16 protein-coding genes are annotated in these 16,911 nt (G+C 72.2%); 9 read left to right on the top strand and 7 right to left on the bottom strand.

Going from position 1 to position 16,911, the window contains the following annotated elements; all coding sequences use genetic code 11:
* Positions 1–18: 18 nt before the first annotated feature.
* Positions 19–918: an RNA polymerase sigma factor SigF gene (locus tag ACZ3IL_RS19240; RefSeq protein WP_467391610.1), complete on the bottom strand. Its 900-nt coding sequence runs from the start codon at positions 916–918 to the stop codon at positions 19–21.
* 220 nt (positions 919–1,138) lie between these two features.
* Between ACZ3IL_RS19240 and ACZ3IL_RS19245 the strand changes: the two genes are divergently transcribed.
* Entirely contained in the window at positions 1,139–1,507 is a 369-nt protein-coding gene (locus ACZ3IL_RS19245) for an STAS domain-containing protein (RefSeq protein WP_467391611.1), read from the top strand.
* 121 nt (positions 1,508–1,628) lie between these two features.
* Positions 1,629–2,057 carry an ATP-binding protein gene (locus ACZ3IL_RS19250; protein WP_467391612.1) on the top strand — a complete coding sequence of 143 codons (429 nt, stop codon included), beginning with the start codon at positions 1,629–1,631 and terminating at the stop codon, positions 2,055–2,057.
* Between the two features lie 392 nt (positions 2,058–2,449).
* Here ACZ3IL_RS19250 and ACZ3IL_RS19255 read toward each other — a convergent pair whose 3' ends face one another.
* Positions 2,450–3,970, bottom strand: coding sequence for a peptide MFS transporter (locus ACZ3IL_RS19255; protein ID WP_467391613.1), 1,521 nt, complete (start codon positions 3,968–3,970; stop codon positions 2,450–2,452).
* A 425-nt stretch (positions 3,971–4,395) separates the two neighbouring features.
* On the opposite strand from ACZ3IL_RS19255, the gene ACZ3IL_RS19260 reads away from it, so the two are divergent.
* Positions 4,396–5,073, top strand: a complete 678-nt coding sequence (locus ACZ3IL_RS19260) for a response regulator transcription factor (protein ID WP_467391614.1) — start codon at positions 4,396–4,398, stop codon at positions 5,071–5,073.
* A 24-nt stretch (positions 5,074–5,097) separates the two neighbouring features.
* The gene (locus ACZ3IL_RS19265; RefSeq protein ID WP_467391615.1) at positions 5,098–6,375 is read left to right on the top strand and encodes an ATP-binding protein; all 1,278 of its coding nucleotides are present in this window, start codon (positions 5,098–5,100) and stop codon (positions 6,373–6,375) included.
* Between the two features lie 25 nt (positions 6,376–6,400).
* On the opposite strand, the gene ACZ3IL_RS19270 is transcribed toward ACZ3IL_RS19265, so the two are convergent.
* A complete protein-coding gene (locus ACZ3IL_RS19270; protein WP_467391616.1) occupies positions 6,401–6,916 on the bottom strand; it encodes a GtrA family protein in 516 nt (171 codons plus the stop codon).
* Between the two features lie 235 nt (positions 6,917–7,151).
* Between ACZ3IL_RS19270 and ACZ3IL_RS19275 the strand changes: the two genes are divergently transcribed.
* Genes ACZ3IL_RS19275 through ACZ3IL_RS19285 form a run of 3 tightly spaced genes read left to right on the top strand, consistent with a single transcriptional unit; the run spans position 7,152 to position 10,014 of the window.
* Positions 7,152–8,291, top strand: a complete 1,140-nt coding sequence (locus ACZ3IL_RS19275) for a 5-(carboxyamino)imidazole ribonucleotide synthase (RefSeq protein WP_467391617.1) — start codon at positions 7,152–7,154, stop codon at positions 8,289–8,291.
* Positions 8,288–8,815: a 5-(carboxyamino)imidazole ribonucleotide mutase gene (gene purE, locus ACZ3IL_RS19280; protein WP_467391618.1), complete on the top strand. Its 528-nt coding sequence runs from the start codon at positions 8,288–8,290 to the stop codon at positions 8,813–8,815. Before ACZ3IL_RS19275 ends, purE begins: the two co-directional genes overlap by 4 nt.
* Positions 8,812–10,014 carry a dipeptidase gene (locus ACZ3IL_RS19285; protein WP_467391619.1) on the top strand — a complete coding sequence of 401 codons (1,203 nt, stop codon included), beginning with the start codon at positions 8,812–8,814 and terminating at the stop codon, positions 10,012–10,014. The genes purE and ACZ3IL_RS19285 overlap by 4 nt, the downstream gene beginning before the upstream one ends.
* A 64-nt stretch (positions 10,015–10,078) precedes the next feature.
* Here ACZ3IL_RS19285 and ACZ3IL_RS19290 read toward each other — a convergent pair whose 3' ends face one another.
* On the bottom strand, positions 10,079–10,456 hold the full coding sequence (locus ACZ3IL_RS19290) for a VOC family protein (protein WP_467391620.1): 378 nt from the start codon (positions 10,454–10,456) through the stop codon (positions 10,079–10,081).
* A gap of 112 nt (positions 10,457–10,568) precedes the next feature.
* Positions 10,569–11,903, bottom strand: coding sequence for a UDP-glucose dehydrogenase family protein (locus ACZ3IL_RS19295; protein ID WP_467391621.1), 1,335 nt, complete (start codon positions 11,901–11,903; stop codon positions 10,569–10,571).
* A gap of 125 nt (positions 11,904–12,028) precedes the next feature.
* On the opposite strand from ACZ3IL_RS19295, the gene ACZ3IL_RS19300 reads away from it, so the two are divergent.
* The gene (locus ACZ3IL_RS19300; RefSeq protein ID WP_467391622.1) at positions 12,029–13,186 is read left to right on the top strand and encodes an acyl-CoA dehydrogenase family protein; all 1,158 of its coding nucleotides are present in this window, start codon (positions 12,029–12,031) and stop codon (positions 13,184–13,186) included.
* Between the two features lie 53 nt (positions 13,187–13,239).
* Here the strand turns inward: ACZ3IL_RS19300 and ACZ3IL_RS19305 are convergent, their stop codons facing one another.
* Positions 13,240–14,493: an LCP family protein gene (locus ACZ3IL_RS19305; protein ID WP_467391623.1), complete on the bottom strand. Its 1,254-nt coding sequence runs from the start codon at positions 14,491–14,493 to the stop codon at positions 13,240–13,242.
* 130 nt (positions 14,494–14,623) lie between these two features.
* Between ACZ3IL_RS19305 and ACZ3IL_RS19310 the strand changes: the two genes are divergently transcribed.
* Positions 14,624–15,157 carry an acyl-CoA thioesterase gene (locus ACZ3IL_RS19310; protein WP_467391624.1) on the top strand — a complete coding sequence of 178 codons (534 nt, stop codon included), beginning with the start codon at positions 14,624–14,626 and terminating at the stop codon, positions 15,155–15,157.
* Positions 15,158–15,292: 135 nt separating this feature from the next.
* On the opposite strand, the gene ACZ3IL_RS19315 is transcribed toward ACZ3IL_RS19310, so the two are convergent.
* Positions 15,293–16,783 (bottom strand): LCP family protein, encoded by a 1,491-nt coding sequence (locus ACZ3IL_RS19315; RefSeq protein WP_467391625.1) that lies wholly within the window; start codon positions 16,781–16,783, stop codon positions 15,293–15,295.
* Positions 16,784–16,911: the final 128 nt, after the last annotated feature.

The raw sequence follows: 16,911 nt of genomic DNA on the forward strand, positions 1-16,911 counted from the left end.
CGGGCGGGGGAGCGGGGCTCATTCCTCCAGAGTGAGGCCCTGGCGCAGCCGGGCGAGGGTGCGGGTGAGCAGCCGGGAGACGTGCATCTGTGAGATGCCCAGCTCCTCGCCGATCTCCGACTGGGTCATGCCGGAGACGAAGCGGAGGGAGAGGATGCGCCGCTCGCGGGCGGGCAGCGAGGCGATCATCGGCTTGAGGGAGGCGATGTACTCGATGCCGGCCAGGCCGTTGTCCTCGTAGCCGAGCCGGTCCGCGAGCGCGGCCTCTCCGCCGCCGCCGTCCTCCTCGGAGGGCTGGGCGTCGAGCGAGCTGGCGGTGTACGCGTTGCTCGCGGTCATGCCCTCGACGACCTCCTCCGGCGGGATGCCCAGCTCCTCGGAGAGCTCGGCGACCGTGGGGGAGCGGTCGAGGCGCTGGGACAGCGCGTCGGTGGCCCGCGCCAGGTCGAGGCGGAGTTCCTGGAGCCTGCGCGGGACGTGCACGGACCAGGAGGTGTCCCGGAAGAAGCGCTTGATCTCGCCGATGATCGTCGGCATCGCGAAGGTGGGGAACTCGACGCCCCGGGAGAGCTCGAAGCGGTCGATCGCCTTGATGAGCCCGATGGTGCCGACCTGGACGATGTCCTCCATCGGTTCGCTGCGGGTGCCGAACCGGGCGGCGGCGAAGCGGACCAGGGCGAGGTTCAGCTCGACGAGGGTGTTGCGGACGTACGCGTGTTCGTGGGTGCCCTCCTCCAGCTCCGCGAGCCGGGCGAAGAGCTGCTTCGACAGGGCGCGTGCGTCGACCGCCCCGATCTTGTCGAGGGGCCGGTCGAGCATGTGCCCGGCGAGCCCGTCGGGGAGAAGGGCGGAGTGGGCGGAGGGGGATGCGGTCGACGGCGCGCCGGGGGTGCGCGGTGCGTCGAGGCGGGGTGACATGGGTCTCCTTCGGGTACTTCTCGCAGCGGTTTGCGGCGCCTCCAAGCCGGCCGTGTCGGGTGTCTTCTCCACACCTACCTGCTCGACGGGGGACGTTGCAAGTGTCAATAATCCCGTTTGTCCCGCTATGAGATGGGCCGCATGTGCATCGGAGGCCACCCCGCTTGTAGTGTTCGACGGACGTCAGTCGGCATCCGCGAGAGCGAGAAGAGGCACGGCCATGGACCGCGAACACATCGGCGGCGCACTGCCCGCGCGGTTGCGGGTCGGAGTGCGGGCCGTGGGGGAGAGCGAACTCCTCACCCCGGTGGGCGAACTCGACCACCACACCGCCGAACTGTTGCGCGCCCCCCTGGACGGGGCGCTGGACGCGGGCCGCTCACGGCTCGTCGTCGACTGCTCGGGCCTGGAGTTCTGCGACTCCACCGGACTCAACGTGCTGCTCGGCGCCCGGCTGCGGGCGGACGCCGTCGGCGGTGAGGTCCATCTGGTGGGAATGCGGCCCGCGGTGGCCCGGGTGTTCCACATCACGGGCGCGGACACCGTCTTCACGGTGCACGACACCCTGGAGACGGCGCTCCCGGAATGAGGTCCGGCCGTGCGCCGTACCGCCCCGCAGAGCCCGGCCCGGCGCGCCCCCTCCTCTCCGGCTCCGCCCGCGCCCCCGTACTTCCTGCCCCTGCCCCGTCGATCGGTGAGGTGAAGCGCTGATGGACCCAGCTTCCGACGTCCGTACGCTCGCCCTCGGCGGGACCAGCGGAACGGTGCCGCTCGCGCGTGACTTCACGCGCACGGCGCTCCAGGAGTGGGGCTGGCTGCCCGCCGCCACCGCGGACCGGAGGGCCGCCGCCGAGGACGTCCTCCTGGTCGTCTCGGAGCTCGTCACCAACGCCTGCCTGCACGCCGAGGGGCCCGAGCAGCTGCGCGTCGTGCGCCTGCCCGAGGTGCTGCGTCTCGAGGTCACCGACCTGGGCGCCGGACAGCCCGCCCCGCGCACCCCGCACCGGGCCGGGCGGCCGGGCGGACACGGCATGTTCATCGTGCAGCGGCTCTGCCGGGACTGGGGCATCGACCGCACGCCGGGCACCCCCGGCAAGACGGTCTGGGCCGAGCTGACGGCACCGGCCCAGGACGCCTGAGGCTCTTCCCGGGACGCCCGGGGCCTCCTCCCGGGACGGCCCGGGGCTTTCAGGGACACCCGAGGCCTTTCCCGGAACGGGCTCCGGGGCTTCAGGGACGCCCGCGGCTATCAGGGACCACCCCAGGCTTCAGGGACACCCGAAGCTTCAGGGACACCCGAGGCTCCAGCGGCCACCCGAGCCCTCAGGGACCCCCCGAGCCTCAGGAACCCCTCTGAGCCTCAGGACCCCCCCGAGCCTCAGGAACCCCCCGAGCCCTCAGGGACCACCCGGCGCTCCCGGAACCCCGGGCCGTCCGGACGCCCGCACACCCCGTACTCCCGCACCACACACGGCGGAGGCCGCCGCACCGGTCCGGTGCGGCGGCCTCCGCCGTCGTGCGACGGGTGACGTCAGTGGACGTCGCCCATGAGGGTCTGGACCTTCTTGCGGTACATCCAGATCGCGAACCCGGCGACGACGGCCATCGCCGCCTCCATCGCGATGATCCCGGTGCCGTTGAGGTCGGCCCCCGCGATCGACAGCAGTCCGGTGGTGCAGTCGCCGGCGGTGACGGCGAGGAACCAGACGCCCATCATCTGGGAGGCGTACTTCCGCGGCGCCATCTTCGTGGTCACGGAGAGGCCGACCGGGGAGAGGCACAGCTCGCCGATGGTCTGGATCATGTAGATCGAGACGAGCCACATCGGGGAGACCTTGGTGCCGTCGCCCGCCATGTTCATCGGGACGATGAAGACGAAGAAGGACGCGCCGACCAGGACGAGGCCCATCGTGAACTTCACGATGGCGTTCGGCTCCTGGTTCTTGCGGGCCAGCCACAGCCACAGCCAGGCGAAGACCGGAGCCAGCGCCATGACGAACAGCGGGTTCAGCGACTGGTACCAGGTGGCCGGGAAACCGAGGCCGAAGACGGTGTCGGCGGTCTTGTCGTCGGCGAACAGCGACAGCGTCGAGCCGCCCTGGTCGTAGATCATCCAGAAGATCGCGGCGGCGACGAAGAACCAGATGTAGCCGGTCACCCGGGACTGCTCGCCGGCGCTCAGGTCCTTGTCGCGCTTGATGCGCGCCAGGACGGCGACCGGGATGACCAGACCCGCGAGGGTGATCGGGACCATCGCCCAGTTCAGGGTGTACATGCCGAGGGCGACCACGGCGCCGTAGAAGACGGCGGCCACGGCGACGACGACGGCGGCCTTGGTGAGGACGGCCCTGCGCTCCTCGGCGGACAGCGGGTTCGGGACCTCGCTGCTCTTCGGGTTCAGCGTCTTGCCGAACGCGAGGAAGACGATCAGGCCCAGGCCCATGCCGACGGCGGCGAGGGCGAAGCCCAGGTGCCAGTTGACCTTCTCGCCGACGGTGCCGATGACCAGCGGGGCGAAGAACGCGCCGAGGTTGATGCCGACGTAGAAGAGCGTGAAGCCGCCGTCACGGCGCGGGTCGTCCGCGTCCTTGTAGAGGTGGCCGACCATCGTCGAGATGTTGGCCTTCAGCAGGCCGGAGCCGACCGCGACGAGCGCGAGGCCGACGAAGAACATCGCCTGGCCGGGCACGGCCAGCGAGACGTGGCCGAGCATGATCACGGAGGCCGCGATCGCGACCGTCTTCCGGGCACCCCAGACGCGGTCGCCGAACCAGCCGCCGGGCATGGCCATGAGGTAGACCATCGAGACGTAGACGGAGTAGATGGCCGTCGCCGTCGCGGCGGTCATCGCGAGACCGCCGCCCTGGCTGCCCGTGGCGGCGTCCACGCCGCCGGAGACCAGGTAAAGGACCAGGAGAGCCCTCATGCCGTAGTAGGAGAATCGCTCCCACATCTCGGTCATGAAGAGGGTGGCCAGGCCCCGGGGGTGGCCGAGGAACGTCTTCTCGTAGCCGGGAGCACCGGTGGAAGACGTCGTCAGGCTGGACGCCATGTCGATCCTTGCTCTGTCGGGACGCTCGCCTTGTGAGCGGGGTGCGCCCGGTGGGGGAGGCCGGCACCGGCGGGGTCGGGGGACCCCGCGGGGATCCACGCCCCGGGGAGCGCGTCGTCGCGCCCCGGGACCCGGCCCACAGGTCGTTCGCCGTCGTCGAGACCGGCGGGCCGGCCTCACGCAGAAAGAGGACCCCGGCCCGCCAAACCGGCCAAAGGTCCCCGTATACCGCTACAGACGTCTCGCCACCTTACGACACGACAGTGCCGGATATGGAAGGACTTGAGAGATGGATCACAGGCGGAAGTGCAACCGTACGCGGTCTTTCGAAGGTCCATCACAGGATGCCCACAAGATCCCCAGGGCCTCTCCGGGCCGCGCGGATCGCCCCCCGGCCGGGTCCCGGTGCGGACTACCATCACCCCATGACCCGTGTACTGCTCGCCGAGGACGACGCATCCATCTCGGAGCCGCTGGCCCGAGCCCTGCGGAGAGAGGGGTACGAGGTCGAGGTCCGCGAGGACGGCCCCGCGGCCCTCGACACCGGTCTCCAGGCCGGTGTCGACCTGGTCGTGCTCGACCTGGGGCTGCCGGGCATGGACGGCCTGGAGGTCGCCCGGAGGCTGCGCGCCGAAGGGCACACGGTCCCGATCCTGGTCCTCACCGCCCGCGCGGACGAGGTGGACACCGTCGTCGGGCTCGACGCGGGCGCCGACGACTACGTCACCAAGCCCTTCCGGCTGGCCGAGCTCCTGGCCCGGGTCCGGGCCCTGCTCCGGCGCGGCGCCGCCGACCCGGCCCCCGTCCCCTCCACCCACGGCGTGCGGATCGACGTCGAGTCGCACCGGGCCTGGATGGGCGAGGAGGAGCTCCAGCTCACCGCCAAGGAGTTCGACCTGCTCCGGGTCCTCGTCCGGGACGCCGGCCGGGTCGTCACCCGCGACCAGCTGATGCGCGAGGTCTGGGACACCACCTGGTGGTCCTCCACCAAGACCCTCGACATGCACATCTCCTGGCTGCGCAAGAAGCTCGGCGACGACGCGGCGAACCCGCGCTACATCGCCACCGTGCGGGGCGTCGGCTTCCGCTTCGAGAAGAGCTGAGGGAGAGGAGCCGGAGGAGCCGCCGTGCGCCGCCGCCTGATCAACTCCACGCTCGCCGTGGTGCTCGTCGTCATCGCCGTCTTCGGCGTCTCCCTCGTCATCGTGGAGACCCGCACGATCGCCGGCAGCGCCCAGGAGAGCGTGGACTCGGAGGCGCTGCGGATCGTCTCCATCGTGGACAGCCGCCTCATCGGCGGCGAGCCCGTCAACCCGGACATCCTGGCCGAGCAGAGCGGCGCCAAGCGGTACGCGCGGATCGGCATCCCCGGCCGCGCCCCGATCGAGATCGGGGAACGGCCCGGGGGCGAGGTCATCCGGGGCACGGCCGAGGGCGAGCGCGGCGAGACCGTGACCGTCGAGGAGTCCCGCTCGGCCGTCACCGCCGAGGTCGGCCGCACCCTCCTGATCATCGGCGCGGTGGCCCTGCTCGCCGTCGTCGCCGCCGTCCTCCTCGCCGTGCGGCAGGCGAACAGGCTGGCCTCGCCGCTCACCGACCTCGCGGAGACCGCCGAACGCCTGGGCTCCGGCGACCAGCGCCCCCGGCACAAGCGGTACGGGGTGCCCGAACTCGACCGGGTCGCGGACGTCCTCGACGCCTCCGCCGAGCGGATCGCCCGGATGCTCACCGCCGAGCGCCGGCTCGCCGCCGACGCCTCCCACCAGCTCCGCACGCCCCTCACCGCGCTCTCCATGCGCCTGGAGGAGGTCGCGCTCGCCGACGACCTGGACACGGTCAAGGAGGAGGCGACGATCGCGCTCACCCAGGTCGAGCGGCTCACCGACGTCGTGGAGCGGCTCCTCACCAACTCCCGGGACCCCCGGACCGGCTCCGCCGTCGCCTTCGACCTGGACGAGGTCGTCAAGCAGCAGATCGAGGAGTGGCGGCCGGCCTACCGCAGCGCCGGACGGGCCATCGTGCGCTCCGGCAAGCAGGGGATGCGGGCCGTGGGCACCCCGGGCGCGGTCGCCCAGGTCCTCGCCGCCCTGATCGAGAACTCGCTCATGCACGGCGGCGGCACGGTCGCCCTGCGGACCCGGGTCACCGGCAACCAGTCGGTGATCGAGGTCACCGACGAGGGCCCGGGCGTCCCGGCCGACCTCGGCGCGCGGATCTTCGAGCGGGCGGTCAGCGGGCGCAGCTCCACCGGCATCGGCCTGGCGGTCGCCCGCGACCTGGCGGAGGCGGACGGCGGGCGCCTGGAGCTCCTCCAGCAGCAGCCGCCGGTCTTCGCGCTCTTCCTGGGCCGGGAGGTCAGGGGCGTCCCGGGGCCGGGAGAGCCGCCGGAGCGCCCCGTGCGGTGAGGGACCGGGCGGGGGCCCGGCCCGGTCAGACGCGGTCGGGCTGGCGGCGGGTGGCCTGGCGCGGGGCCTGCTCCAGGAACGATTCGGCGGTCTGGACCGCCTCCTTCGCCGGCAGGGCCCGGAAGACCCACGTGCGGTAGGACCAGAAGCGGAACAGGGTCGCGACCGCGATCCCGAAGAACTTGAAGAAGTTGCTCTGGAGGGGCGAGTCCCAGCCGAAGCCGTACGTCGCCGTGTACAGCAGGCCGTTCTGGATCACCAGGCCGACCAGGCTGAAGAGGAGGAAGAGCGTCATCTCCTTGGTGCGGCGGCTCTTGTCCCGGTCCTTGTAGGTGAAGTACCGGAAGCCGACGTAGTTGAACACGATCGCGACGACGGTGGCGACGACGCTCGCCCGTACGACCGGCAGGTCCGAGAAGTGGCGCACGAGGTTGAACACGCCGAGGTCGACCAGGACCCCGACCGCACCCACGGCCCCGAACTTGGCGACCTCGCGGAAGAGCCGGTCGAGTCGCGTGCGCAGCGCGCCGGGTTCACTCATGGTGATGGCTCTGTCCCGTCCGTCCGGATGACGTCCGGGTGACGTCAACCAGTCCATGCTAACCAGGGCCCCCGGCCCGTGCCGGTGCACCTCGCGAACCCCGGCCGGCCCGGCCCCCCGCCGCGCTCCCTCCCCCGGAGCCCCTCCGGCCGCTCCGTACGGCCTCCGCGCGGCCCTCCTTGTGCCAAACCACAGCCGGACGCGTGCTCCCCGGTGGTGCGGATACCCTAAGAGGGTGACGTTTCCGGTAGTCGGCATGGTCGGTGGCGGTCAGCTCGCCCGTATGACCCACGAGGCGGGCATCCCCCTCGGCATCAGGTTCAAGCTCCTCAGTGACACTCCGCAGGACTCGGCTGCCCAGGTGGTGAGCGAGGTCGTCGTCGGCGACTACCGCGACCTGGACACGCTGCGTGACTTCGCGCGCGGATGTGACGTGATCACCTTCGATCACGAGCACGTCCCCACCGAGCACCTGCGGGCCCTGGAGGCGGACGGCATCCCCGTCCGGCCGGGGCCCGACGCGCTGGTGCACGCCCAGGACAAGGGGGTGATGCGCGCCCGGCTCGACGCGATCGGCGTGCCGAGCCCCCGCCACCGCATCGTCGCGGACGCGGCGGACGCGGAGGCCTTCGCGGCCGAGACCGGCGGTTTCCCGATCATCCTCAAGACCGTGCGCGGCGGCTACGACGGCAAGGGCGTCTGGTTCGTGCGTTCGCCCGAGGACGCCCGCGACCCGTTCCTGGCGGGCGTGCCGGTCCTCGCGGAGGAGAAGGTCGACTTCGTGCGGGAGCTGGCGGCCAACATCGTCCGCTCCCCGCACGGCCAGGCCGTCGCCTACCCGGTGGTCGAGTCCCGCCAGGTCGACGGCGTCTGCGACACCGTGATCGCGCCCGCCCCCGACCTGTCCGAGGAGCTGTCCGGACAGGCCCAGGAGCTCGCGCTGCGGATCGCCCGGGAGCTGGGCGTCGTCGGCCACCTCGCCGTGGAGCTGTTCCAGACGGCGGACGGCCGCATCCTCGTCAACGAGCTCGCGATGCGCCCGCACAACTCCGGCCACTGGACCCAGGACGGCGCGATCACCTCGCAGTTCGCCAACCACGTCCGGGCGGTCCTCGACCTGCCCCTCGGCGACCCGCGCCCCCGCGCGCGGTGGACCGTGATGTGCAACGTCCTGGGCGGCGACTACCCGGACATGTACTCCGCGTACCTGCACTGCATGGCCAGGGACCCGCAGCTCAAGATCCACATGTACGGCAAGGACGTGAAGCCCGGACGCAAGGTGGGCCACGTCAACACCTACGGCGACGACCTGGACGACGTGCTGGAGCGCGCCCGCCACGCCGCCGGCTACCTGCGAGGAACGATCACCGAATGAGCACCAGCCCCGTCGTCGGCATCGTCATGGGCTCGGACTCCGACTGGCCCGTCATGGAGGCCGCCGCCCAGGCCCTGGACGAGTTCGAGATCCCGTACGAGGTCGGCGTCGTCTCCGCGCACCGCATGCCGCGCGAGATGATCGCGTACGGCGAGGAGGCCGCCGGGCGCGGGCTAAGGGCGATCGTCGCGGGCGCGGGCGGCGCCGCCCACCTGCCCGGCATGCTCGCCTCCGTCACCCCGCTGCCCGTCATCGGCGTGCCGGTGCCGCTGAAGTACCTCGACGGCATGGACTCGCTCCTCTCCATCGTGCAGATGCCGGCCGGCGTCCCGGTCGCCACGGTCTCCGTCGGCGGCGCCCGCAACGCGGGCCTGCTCGCGGCCCGCATCCTCGCCGCGCACGACCCGGCCCTGCTCGACCGGATGCGCGCCTTCCAGCGGGAGCTGAACGAGCAGGCCACCGAGAAGGGCAAGCGGCTGCGCGCCAGGGTCGAGGGCGCCGAGTCCTTCGGCTTCGCCCGGTGACCGCCGCCGGCCGCCTCGCGGAGGCCCGGGAGCTGCTGGCGGCCCACCCGGTCGTGGACGGGCACAACGACCTGCCGTGGGCGCTGCGCGAGCACGTCCGGTACGACCTGGACCGCATGGACATCGCGGCCGACCAGAGCGCCTCGCTCCACACCGACCTGGCCCGGCTGCGGGCCGGCGGCGTCGGCGCCCAGTTCTGGTCGGTGTACGTGCCCTGCGAGCTGGCCGGGGACGACGCGGTCAGCGCCACCCTGGAGCAGATCGACGTGGTCGACCAGCTCCTGGAGCGGTACGCGGCGGACCTCGCGCCCGCCCTGACCGCCGACGACATGGAGGCGGCCCGGAAGCAGGGCCGCATCGCCTCCCTCAAGGGCGCCGAGGGCGGCCACTCGATCAACGACTCCCTCGCCACCCTGCGCGCCCTGTACGCCCTGGGCGTGCGCTACATGACGCTCACCCACAACGACAACAACGCCTGGGCGGACTCGGCGACCGACGCGCCGGGCGTCGGCGGCCTCTCCGCCTTCGGCCGGCGGGTCGTCCGCGAGATGAACCGTTCCGGCATGCTGGTGGACCTCTCGCACGTGGCCGCGACGACCATGCGGGACGCGCTGGACACCACGGCGGCGCCGGTGATCTTCTCGCACTCCTCGGCCCGCGCGGTCTGCGACCACCCGCGCAACGTGCCGGACGACGTCCTGGAGCGGCTGCCCGCCAACGGCGGCGTCGCCATGGCCACCTTCGTGCCCAAGTTCATCCTCCCCGCCGCCGTCGAGTGGACCGCGCGGGCGGACGAGAACCTGCGGGCGCACGGCCTCCACCACCTCGACACCACCCCGGAGGCGATGAGGCTGCACCGCGCCTTCGAGGAGGCGAACCCGCGGCCGGTCGCCACCGCCGCCACGGTCGCCGACCACCTCGACCACATGCGCGAGGCGGCCGGGATCGACCACATCGGCATCGGCGGCGACTACGACGGCACGGCCTTCACCCCGTCCGGCCTGGACGACGTCGCCGGCTATCCGAACCTGATCGCGGAACTCCTCCACCGCGGCTGGTCGCACGGGGACCTGGCGAAGCTCACCTGGTCCAACGCGGTCCGCGTCCTGCGCGACGCGGAGGACGTCTCCCGCGACCTGAGGAGCCGTACCGCCCCGTCGAACGCGACGATCGAGTCGCTGGACGGCACGGCGGCCTGACGCCGGGACGCCCGTGGCCCCCTCCCCGGCCGGGGAGGGGGCCACGGGCGCCTCTCCGGGCCGCTCAGTCGACGCAGAGGCAGAACGGGTGCCCGACCGGGTCGGCGTACACGCGGAAGGCGCGGCCGGGCTCGCCCGCGTCCAGGAGCCTGGCACCGAGCGCGAGCACCCGCTCCTCGCCCCGGTCGAGGTCGTCCACGGTCAGGTCGAGGTGGAACTGCTGCCCGCCCTCCTCCTCGGGCCAGCGGGGCGCGACGTACCCGGCGACCTCCTGGAAGGCGAGCCGCGTGCCGTCGTGCCCGGAGAGGACCACCCAGGAGTCGCCCTCCTCCGAGTCCTCGGAGAGGCGCGGGGAGCCGCCGAGGATTCCGGCGTAGAAGGTCGCGAGGGACATCGGGTCGGGACAGTCCAGGACGACGGACCGCAGGGTGGCGACGGGCATGGCTCTCCTCTTTCGTGGGGACTCGCGCGCGGGACGGGGCGTCCCGCCGTCCCCTCCTACCCGCATCGCGGCGCGGCAAGGCGGCCCGTGTCCGGGCGCCGCCCGCGCGGTCCTACGCCCGCGGTCGTCCCATCGCCCGGTACGTCCACCCGGCCGCCCGCCAGCGCGCCGCGTCCAGCGCGTTGCGGCCGTCCAGGACGGTCGGGGTCGAGACCGCCCCGGCCAGCTCCGCCGGGTCGAGGTCGCGGAACTCGCGCCACTCCGTCAGGTGCAGCACCACGTCGGCGCCGCGCACGGCCTCCAGGGCCGAGTCCGCGTACCCCAGGGTGGGGAAGAGGCGGCGGGCGTTCTCCATGCCCTTCGGGTCGTAGACGGTGACCTGGCCGCCCTGGAGGTGTATCTGCCCGGCCACGTTGAGGGCGGGGGAGTCGCGCACGTCGTCCGAGTCCGGCTTGAAGGTGGCGCCCAGGACGGCCACCCGGCGGCCCAGGAAGGAGTTCCCGCCCAGGGCCTCGCGGGCCATCTCCACCATCTGGCCGCGCCGCCGCATGTTGATCGAGTCGATCTCGCGCAGGAAGGTCAGGGCCTGGTCGGCGCCCAGCTCACCGGCCCGGGCCATGAACGCCCGGATGTCCTTCGGCAGGCAGCCGCCGCCGAAGCCGATGCCGGCCCGCAGGAACTTCGCGCCGATCCGGTCGTCGTGGCCCAGCGCCTCCGCCAGCTTGGCGACGTCGCCGCCCGCCGCCTCGCAGACCTCCGCCATCGCGTTGATGAAGGAGATCTTCGTCGCGAGGAAGGAGTTCGCGGCCGTCTTCACCAGCTCGGCCGTGGGGAAGTCGGTCACCACGAACGGCGAGCCCTCCCCGACCGGCACCGCGTACACCTCGCGCAGCAGCTTCTCGGCCCGGCCGGCCTCTTCGCCGCGCACGCCGATCACGATCCGGTCCGGGTGCAGGGTGTCGTCGACGGCGAAGCCCTCCCGCAGGAACTCCGGGTTCCAGGCCAGCTCCACGCCCTCCGGCAGCAGGGCCGCCAGCCGTTCCGCCGAGCCCACCGGCACGGTCGACTTGCCGACCACCAGGGCCCCTTCGCGCACGACCCCCGCGAGGGAGGCGAAGGCGGCGTCCACGTAGCTCATGTCGCAGGCGTACTCGCCGTGCTTCTGCGGGGTGTTCACGCAGACGAAGTGCACGTCGCCGAAGGCGCCGACCTCCTCCCAGGAGGTGGTGAACCGCAGCCGCCCGCTCGACCCCTCGACCCCGGCCACGTGCCTGGCCAGCAGGTCTTCGAGCCCCGGTTCGTACATCGGGACCCGTCCGGAGGACAGCAGCTCGATCTTCTCGGGCACGACGTCGAGCCCGAGCACCTCGAATCCCAGCTCCGCCATGGCCGCGGCATGGGTGGCGCCGAGGTAGCCGGTGCCGATCACGGTGATCCTGAGGGCCATGCGGTACTCCAGTGGTGTCGGGCGGAATGCCTGCCCGAGCATAGTCCCGCCCTGGTCGGAGGCTCCGGCACGGCCTACCCTTTGGGTTACTTAACGGTAGTTAGCAAGCGTGGGAGTGAGTGAGCGTGGCAGGTTCTCGCGATTTCGACCTGTATCGGCCTTCGGAGGAGCACGAGATGCTCCGGGAGTCGGTGCGTGCGCTGGCGGAGGCGAAGATCGCGCCGTTCGCGGCGGTGGTGGACGAGGAGGGGCGGTTCCCGCAGGAGGCCCTGGACGCGCTGGTCGCCAACGACCTGCACGCGGTGCACGTGCCCGAGGCCTACGGGGGCGCGGGGGCGGACGCGCTGGCGACGGTGATCGTGATCGAGGAGGTGGCCCGGGTGTGCGGGTCGTCCTCGCTGATCCCGGCGGTCAACAAGCTGGGGTCGCTGCCGGTGGTCCTGTCGGGTTCGGAGGAGCTCAAGCAGCGGTTCCTGGCCCCGCTGGCCCGGGGCGAGGCGATGTTCTCCTACGCCCTGTCGGAGCCGGACGCCGGTTCGGACGCGGCCGGGATGAAGACCCGCGCGGTCCGCGACGGCGACTCCTGGGTCCTCAACGGCGTCAAGCGGTGGATCACCAACGCCGGCGTCTCGCAGTACTACACGGTGATGGCCGTCACCGACCCCGACAAGCGCTCCAAGGGCATCAGCGCCTTCGTCGTCGACAAGGACGACGAGGGGGTCTCCTTCGGGGCGCCGGAGAAGAAGCTCGGCATCAAGGGCTCCCCGACCCGCGAGGTCTACCTCGACAACGTCCGCGTCCCCGCGAGCCGCATGATCGGCGCGGAGGGCACCGGGTTCGCCACCGCGATGAAGACCCTGGACCACACCCGCGTCACCATCGCCGCCCAGGCCATCGGCATCGCCCAGGGCGCCCTGGACTACGCCAAGGGCTACGTCACCGAACGCAAGCAGTTCGGCAGGCCCATCGCCGACTTCCAGGGCGTGCAGTTCATGCTCGCCGACATGGCCATGAAGCTCGAAGCCGCCCGCCAGCTCACCTACGCCGCCGCCGCCAAGTCCGAACGCGTCGACGGCGACCTGACCTTCTTCGGCGCCGCCGCCAAGTGCTTCGCCTCCGACACCGCCATGGAGGTCACCACCGACGCCGTCCAGCTCCTGGGCGGCTACGGCTACACCCGCGACTACCCCGTCGAACGCATGATGCGCGACGCCAAGATCACCCAGATCTACGAAGGCACCAACCAGATCCAGCGCATCGTCATGGCCCGCAACCTCCCCTGACCAGGGGAACGCGGACGGCCGGCGCCCGTTCCGGGCGCCGGCCGGGGCCCGCGTCAGTGGCCGGACTCGACCGTGACCTTCTCGTCGTTCCTGATCTGCTCGACCAGCTGCTTCACCTTCGGCATGTCCCACCGCAGGGAGTTCTGCGGCGCGGAGCCCGAGATCGGCATGTTCATCGACTTGCCGTCACCGCCGTTGATGCCCTTCATCGCGAAGAACATCTTCCCGAGGTCGTACAGCGACATGTCCTTGTCCACGATCAGCGTGTCCAGACCGGCGCCCAGCGTCGGGTAGAGCGCGAACGGGTTGAGGATCGTGCCCGGGGTGGCCGCCTGGTTGGCCAGGGCGGAGAGGAACTTCTGCTGGTTCTTCGTCCGGGCCAGGTCCGACTCGGCGAAGGCGTAGCGGGTCCGGACGAAGGCGAGGGCCTGCTCGCCGTCGAGGGTCTGCTCGCCCGCCTGGAAGTCGGCGCCGGACTTCTTGTCCTTGAAGGCCTTGTCGATGGTGAGGTCGACGCCGCCGAGGGCGTCGACGATGTTCGCGAAGCCGGCGAAGCCGATCTCCGCGTAGTGGTCGATCCGCAGCCCGGTGTTGAACTCCACGGTCCGCACGAGCAGTTCGGGACCGTCCATCGCGTAGGCCGCGTTCAGCTTGGAGCCGCCCCGGCGGGCCTCGTACTTCTTGCCCGAGGTCGAGCCGACGAACGACGGGATCGTCACCCAGGAGTCGCGCGGCAGCGAGATCATCGTGTTCCCGCTGGAGCAGGCCGCGAGGATCATCATCGAGTCGGTCCGCTTGCCCTCGGCGGAGCCGGTGTGCAGCTTCTTCTTCTCCTCGGCCGTCATGCCCTCGCGGCTGTCGGAGCCGACGATCAGGTACGTGGTGCAGTCGCCCTCGGACGGCCGCTCGATGACCTTGGAGAGGTCGACCTCGTTGCGCATCTGCGAACTCGCCCACGCGTACGTGCCGATGCCCCAGGCGAGGACGGCGGCGACCAGGACGATCGAGCCGACCTTGACGCGCTTGCGCCAGTCCGGGGCGGGGGCGCCGGGCCCCCGCGGGTCGTGCTGCGGGGGGACGGTGCCCCGGCCGCCGCCCTGGGGGCCGCCGTACACCTGACCCGCGCTGTAGCCGGAGTCGTACCCCGTGCCCCGGGCCTGGGTGAAGCTCGGGTCGTCCCCCCGGTCGTAACGGGGCGGCTGCTGCGGGACCTGCGGACGCCGCACGTGGCTCATCCTGCGGGGACCCTCGGGCTGGGGGTTCGCGGGGCCGCGGCCGTATCCGCCCTCATCGGGCCAGTCATTCATACGGAACAGTGTGCCGGGCGGGGCTTCGCGTGCGACAGGGCGGGTGGAGGATCGCAGCGGGGCTGTTGCCAAGCTGATGCAAAGCGGGCCGAACGGGGACGCCGGGAGGGCCCGGCATAAGGTGGAGGGCATGACAGATCAGGGCGATATTCCGGGCAAGCCCGTCTCGGCCTCCCGCACCACCCTCAGCCACATCATGACCAGCCACGACACCAACCTCCTCGGTACGGTGCACGGCGGCGTGATCATGAAGCTGGTGGACGACGCGGCGGGCGCCGTCGCGGGCCGCCACTCGGGCGGCCCGGCCGTGACCGCCTCCATGGACGAGATGGTCTTCCTGGAGCCGGTCAGGGTGGGCGACCTGGTGCACGTGAAGGCCCAGGTCAACTGGACCGGCCGGTCCTCCATGGAGGTCGGCGTACGGGTCATGGCCGAGCGCTGGAACGAGTCCACGCCCGCCACCCAGGTCGGCTCCGCCTATCTGGTCTTCGCCGCCGTCGACGCGGAGGGCAGGCCCCGGCCCGTCCCGCAGGTCCTCCCGGAGACCGAGCAGGACAAGCGCCGCAACCAGGAGGCCCAGATCCGCCGCACCCACCGCCTGGCCCGCCGCCGCGCGATCAAGGAACTGCGCGAGCGCCGTGCGGCGGAGGGGTACGAGGACTAGGGTCGGCTCCGTCACCGGCCGTGACCGCTGTGACCGGCCGTGACCGCTGTGACCGGCTCCGCCCGGCGCCGGGGCCGTCCGGGAGCCCTGGGGGCCCGCCGGCCGGGGGCCGTGGCGGGGCGGGGTCCCGTCCCGCTACGGGCACACCACCTCGTTCCCCGTGACCGCCTCGAACGGCGTCTCCGTCTCCTCCGCCCGTACCGCCCGCACGCCCCTGTAGTCCGTCCCCACCGTCACCCGCAGCGTCCCGCCCCTGCCCTCCACCGCCCGCAGCTCCGCGCCGGGCAGGGACGCGCCCAGGGTCTTCGCCGAGCGGTCCCAGCGCGGGTCGTACTCCACGAGGGTGCGTTCCCGGGCCGCCCCGGGGGCCGTCCTCGGGGACCCGGTCGTGGCGAAGCCGGCCCCGCGCAGCGCGTCGTCCGCCTTCCGGCCGAGCCCGTTCCGCCGGGTCCCGTTGTAGACCTGCACCCGGATCTCGGACGGCGGCACGTCCACCACGGCACCGGACGGGGCCTTCGGCGGGGATGCCGTCCTCGGGGGGGCCAGCGGCCGGTCCTCGCGCAGCGCCTGGAAGAGCCGCATGGCTCTGGCCGCGTCCCACTTCACCGTCGAGCCGACGCCCTTCACGGGGAAGCTCATGTCCCCGACCGGCACGGACACGAACTCCGACGACGCCGGGGTGAAGCCCCGCATGGCCCTGGACAGGGACAGCAACTGGTCCGTGCCGAAGCCCTCGTCGGCCCGTACGGAGTCCAGCATGCTCGTGGCCACCGCGCGGAAGCGCACCGGGTTGAGCAGCACCCCGCCGCTCGTCACCCGGTCGACGAGGGCCGCCAGGAACCGCTGCTGCCGCTGCATCCGGCCGATGTCGGCGGCCCCGTCGATGTGCCGGGAGCGCACGTACTGGAGGGCCCGGCCGCCGTCCAGCTCGTGGGTGCCGGGGGCCAGGTCGAGCCCGGTGTAGGCGTCCTTCAGCGGTTTCGTCGTGCAGACCTCCACCCCGCCGACCGCGTCCACGGTCCGCATGAAGCTGGTGAAGTCGACCTCCAGGTAGTGGTCGATCTTGACGCCGGTCATCGACTCGACGGTCCGCACCGTCAGCGCGGGACCGCCCTCCGCGTAGGCCGCGTTCAGCTTCACCGGATGCGCGTGGTGCTTCTCGCCGGTGGTGAGATCGGTGTGCTCGGGCATCTCGGCGTACGAGTCGCGCGGCAGGCTCACCACGCTCGCCCGCTCGCGGTCCTGCGAGAGGTGCACCAGCATCACGGTGTCGGTGCAGTGGCAGGGTTCGCCGCCGAGGCGGTACTTCTCCTTCTCCTCCGGGGTGATCCGGTCCCGGCCGTCCGTGCCGACGACCAGCACGTTCATCCCGTGCCCCGCCTGCGGCCGGTTCTTCATGTCCTTGAAGGGGTCGACCCGGGTGAGCCCGGTGTCGAGCCCGGTCACCAGGGCGTGCCCCAGGCCGCCGGCCGCGAGGACCGCCACGGAGAGCGCCGTCGCCGTCCGCACCCCCCACCGGGGCCGGCGCGCCGGCGGGCGGCGGGCGGCGGGCCGGGGACGGGGCGTGCGGGGCGGTGCGGGCACGGACGGACACCTCCGCGGGCGCGGGACGGACGGGGGAACCATGAGCACCGTAGGCCCATACGATCAGCGCAAAGGCGCACCACCCGTCCGGCGCGCACCGGTGTCCCCCGTTCGCGGTAACGTGGCGGACGATAATGCCGTCTCGCCGGGGACGATCCCCGTACCGCCGA

The sequence above is a fragment of the Streptomyces sp. NPDC014907 genome (assembly GCF_055562975.1).

What these genes read in the sequence shown, in the direction of transcription:
- ACZ3IL_RS19240 (WP_467391610.1), bottom strand. Translation starts at nt 918, where the DNA reads ATGTCACCCCGCCTCGACGCACCGCGCACCCCCGGCGCGCCGTCGACC.
- ACZ3IL_RS19315 (WP_467391625.1), bottom strand. Translation starts at nt 16,783, where the DNA reads ATGGTTCCCCCGTCCGTCCCGCGCCCGCGGAGGTGTCCGTCCGTGCCC.
- ACZ3IL_RS19255 (WP_467391613.1), bottom strand. Translation starts at nt 3,970, where the DNA reads ATGGCGTCCAGCCTGACGACGTCTTCCACCGGTGCTCCCGGCTACGAG.
- purE (WP_467391618.1), top strand. Translation starts at nt 8,288, where the DNA reads ATGAGCACCAGCCCCGTCGTCGGCATCGTCATGGGCTCGGACTCCGAC.
- ACZ3IL_RS19305 (WP_467391623.1), bottom strand. Translation starts at nt 14,493, where the DNA reads ATGAATGACTGGCCCGATGAGGGCGGATACGGCCGCGGCCCCGCGAAC.
- ACZ3IL_RS19310 (WP_467391624.1), top strand. Translation starts at nt 14,624, where the DNA reads ATGACAGATCAGGGCGATATTCCGGGCAAGCCCGTCTCGGCCTCCCGC.
- ACZ3IL_RS19260 (WP_467391614.1), top strand. Translation starts at nt 4,396, where the DNA reads ATGACCCGTGTACTGCTCGCCGAGGACGACGCATCCATCTCGGAGCCG.
- ACZ3IL_RS19290 (WP_467391620.1), bottom strand. Translation starts at nt 10,456, where the DNA reads ATGCCCGTCGCCACCCTGCGGTCCGTCGTCCTGGACTGTCCCGACCCG.
- ACZ3IL_RS19270 (WP_467391616.1), bottom strand. Translation starts at nt 6,916, where the DNA reads ATGAGTGAACCCGGCGCGCTGCGCACGCGACTCGACCGGCTCTTCCGC.
- ACZ3IL_RS19295 (WP_467391621.1), bottom strand. Translation starts at nt 11,903, where the DNA reads ATGGCCCTCAGGATCACCGTGATCGGCACCGGCTACCTCGGCGCCACC.
- ACZ3IL_RS19250 (WP_467391612.1), top strand. Translation starts at nt 1,629, where the DNA reads ATGGACCCAGCTTCCGACGTCCGTACGCTCGCCCTCGGCGGGACCAGC.
- ACZ3IL_RS19245 (WP_467391611.1), top strand. Translation starts at nt 1,139, where the DNA reads ATGGACCGCGAACACATCGGCGGCGCACTGCCCGCGCGGTTGCGGGTC.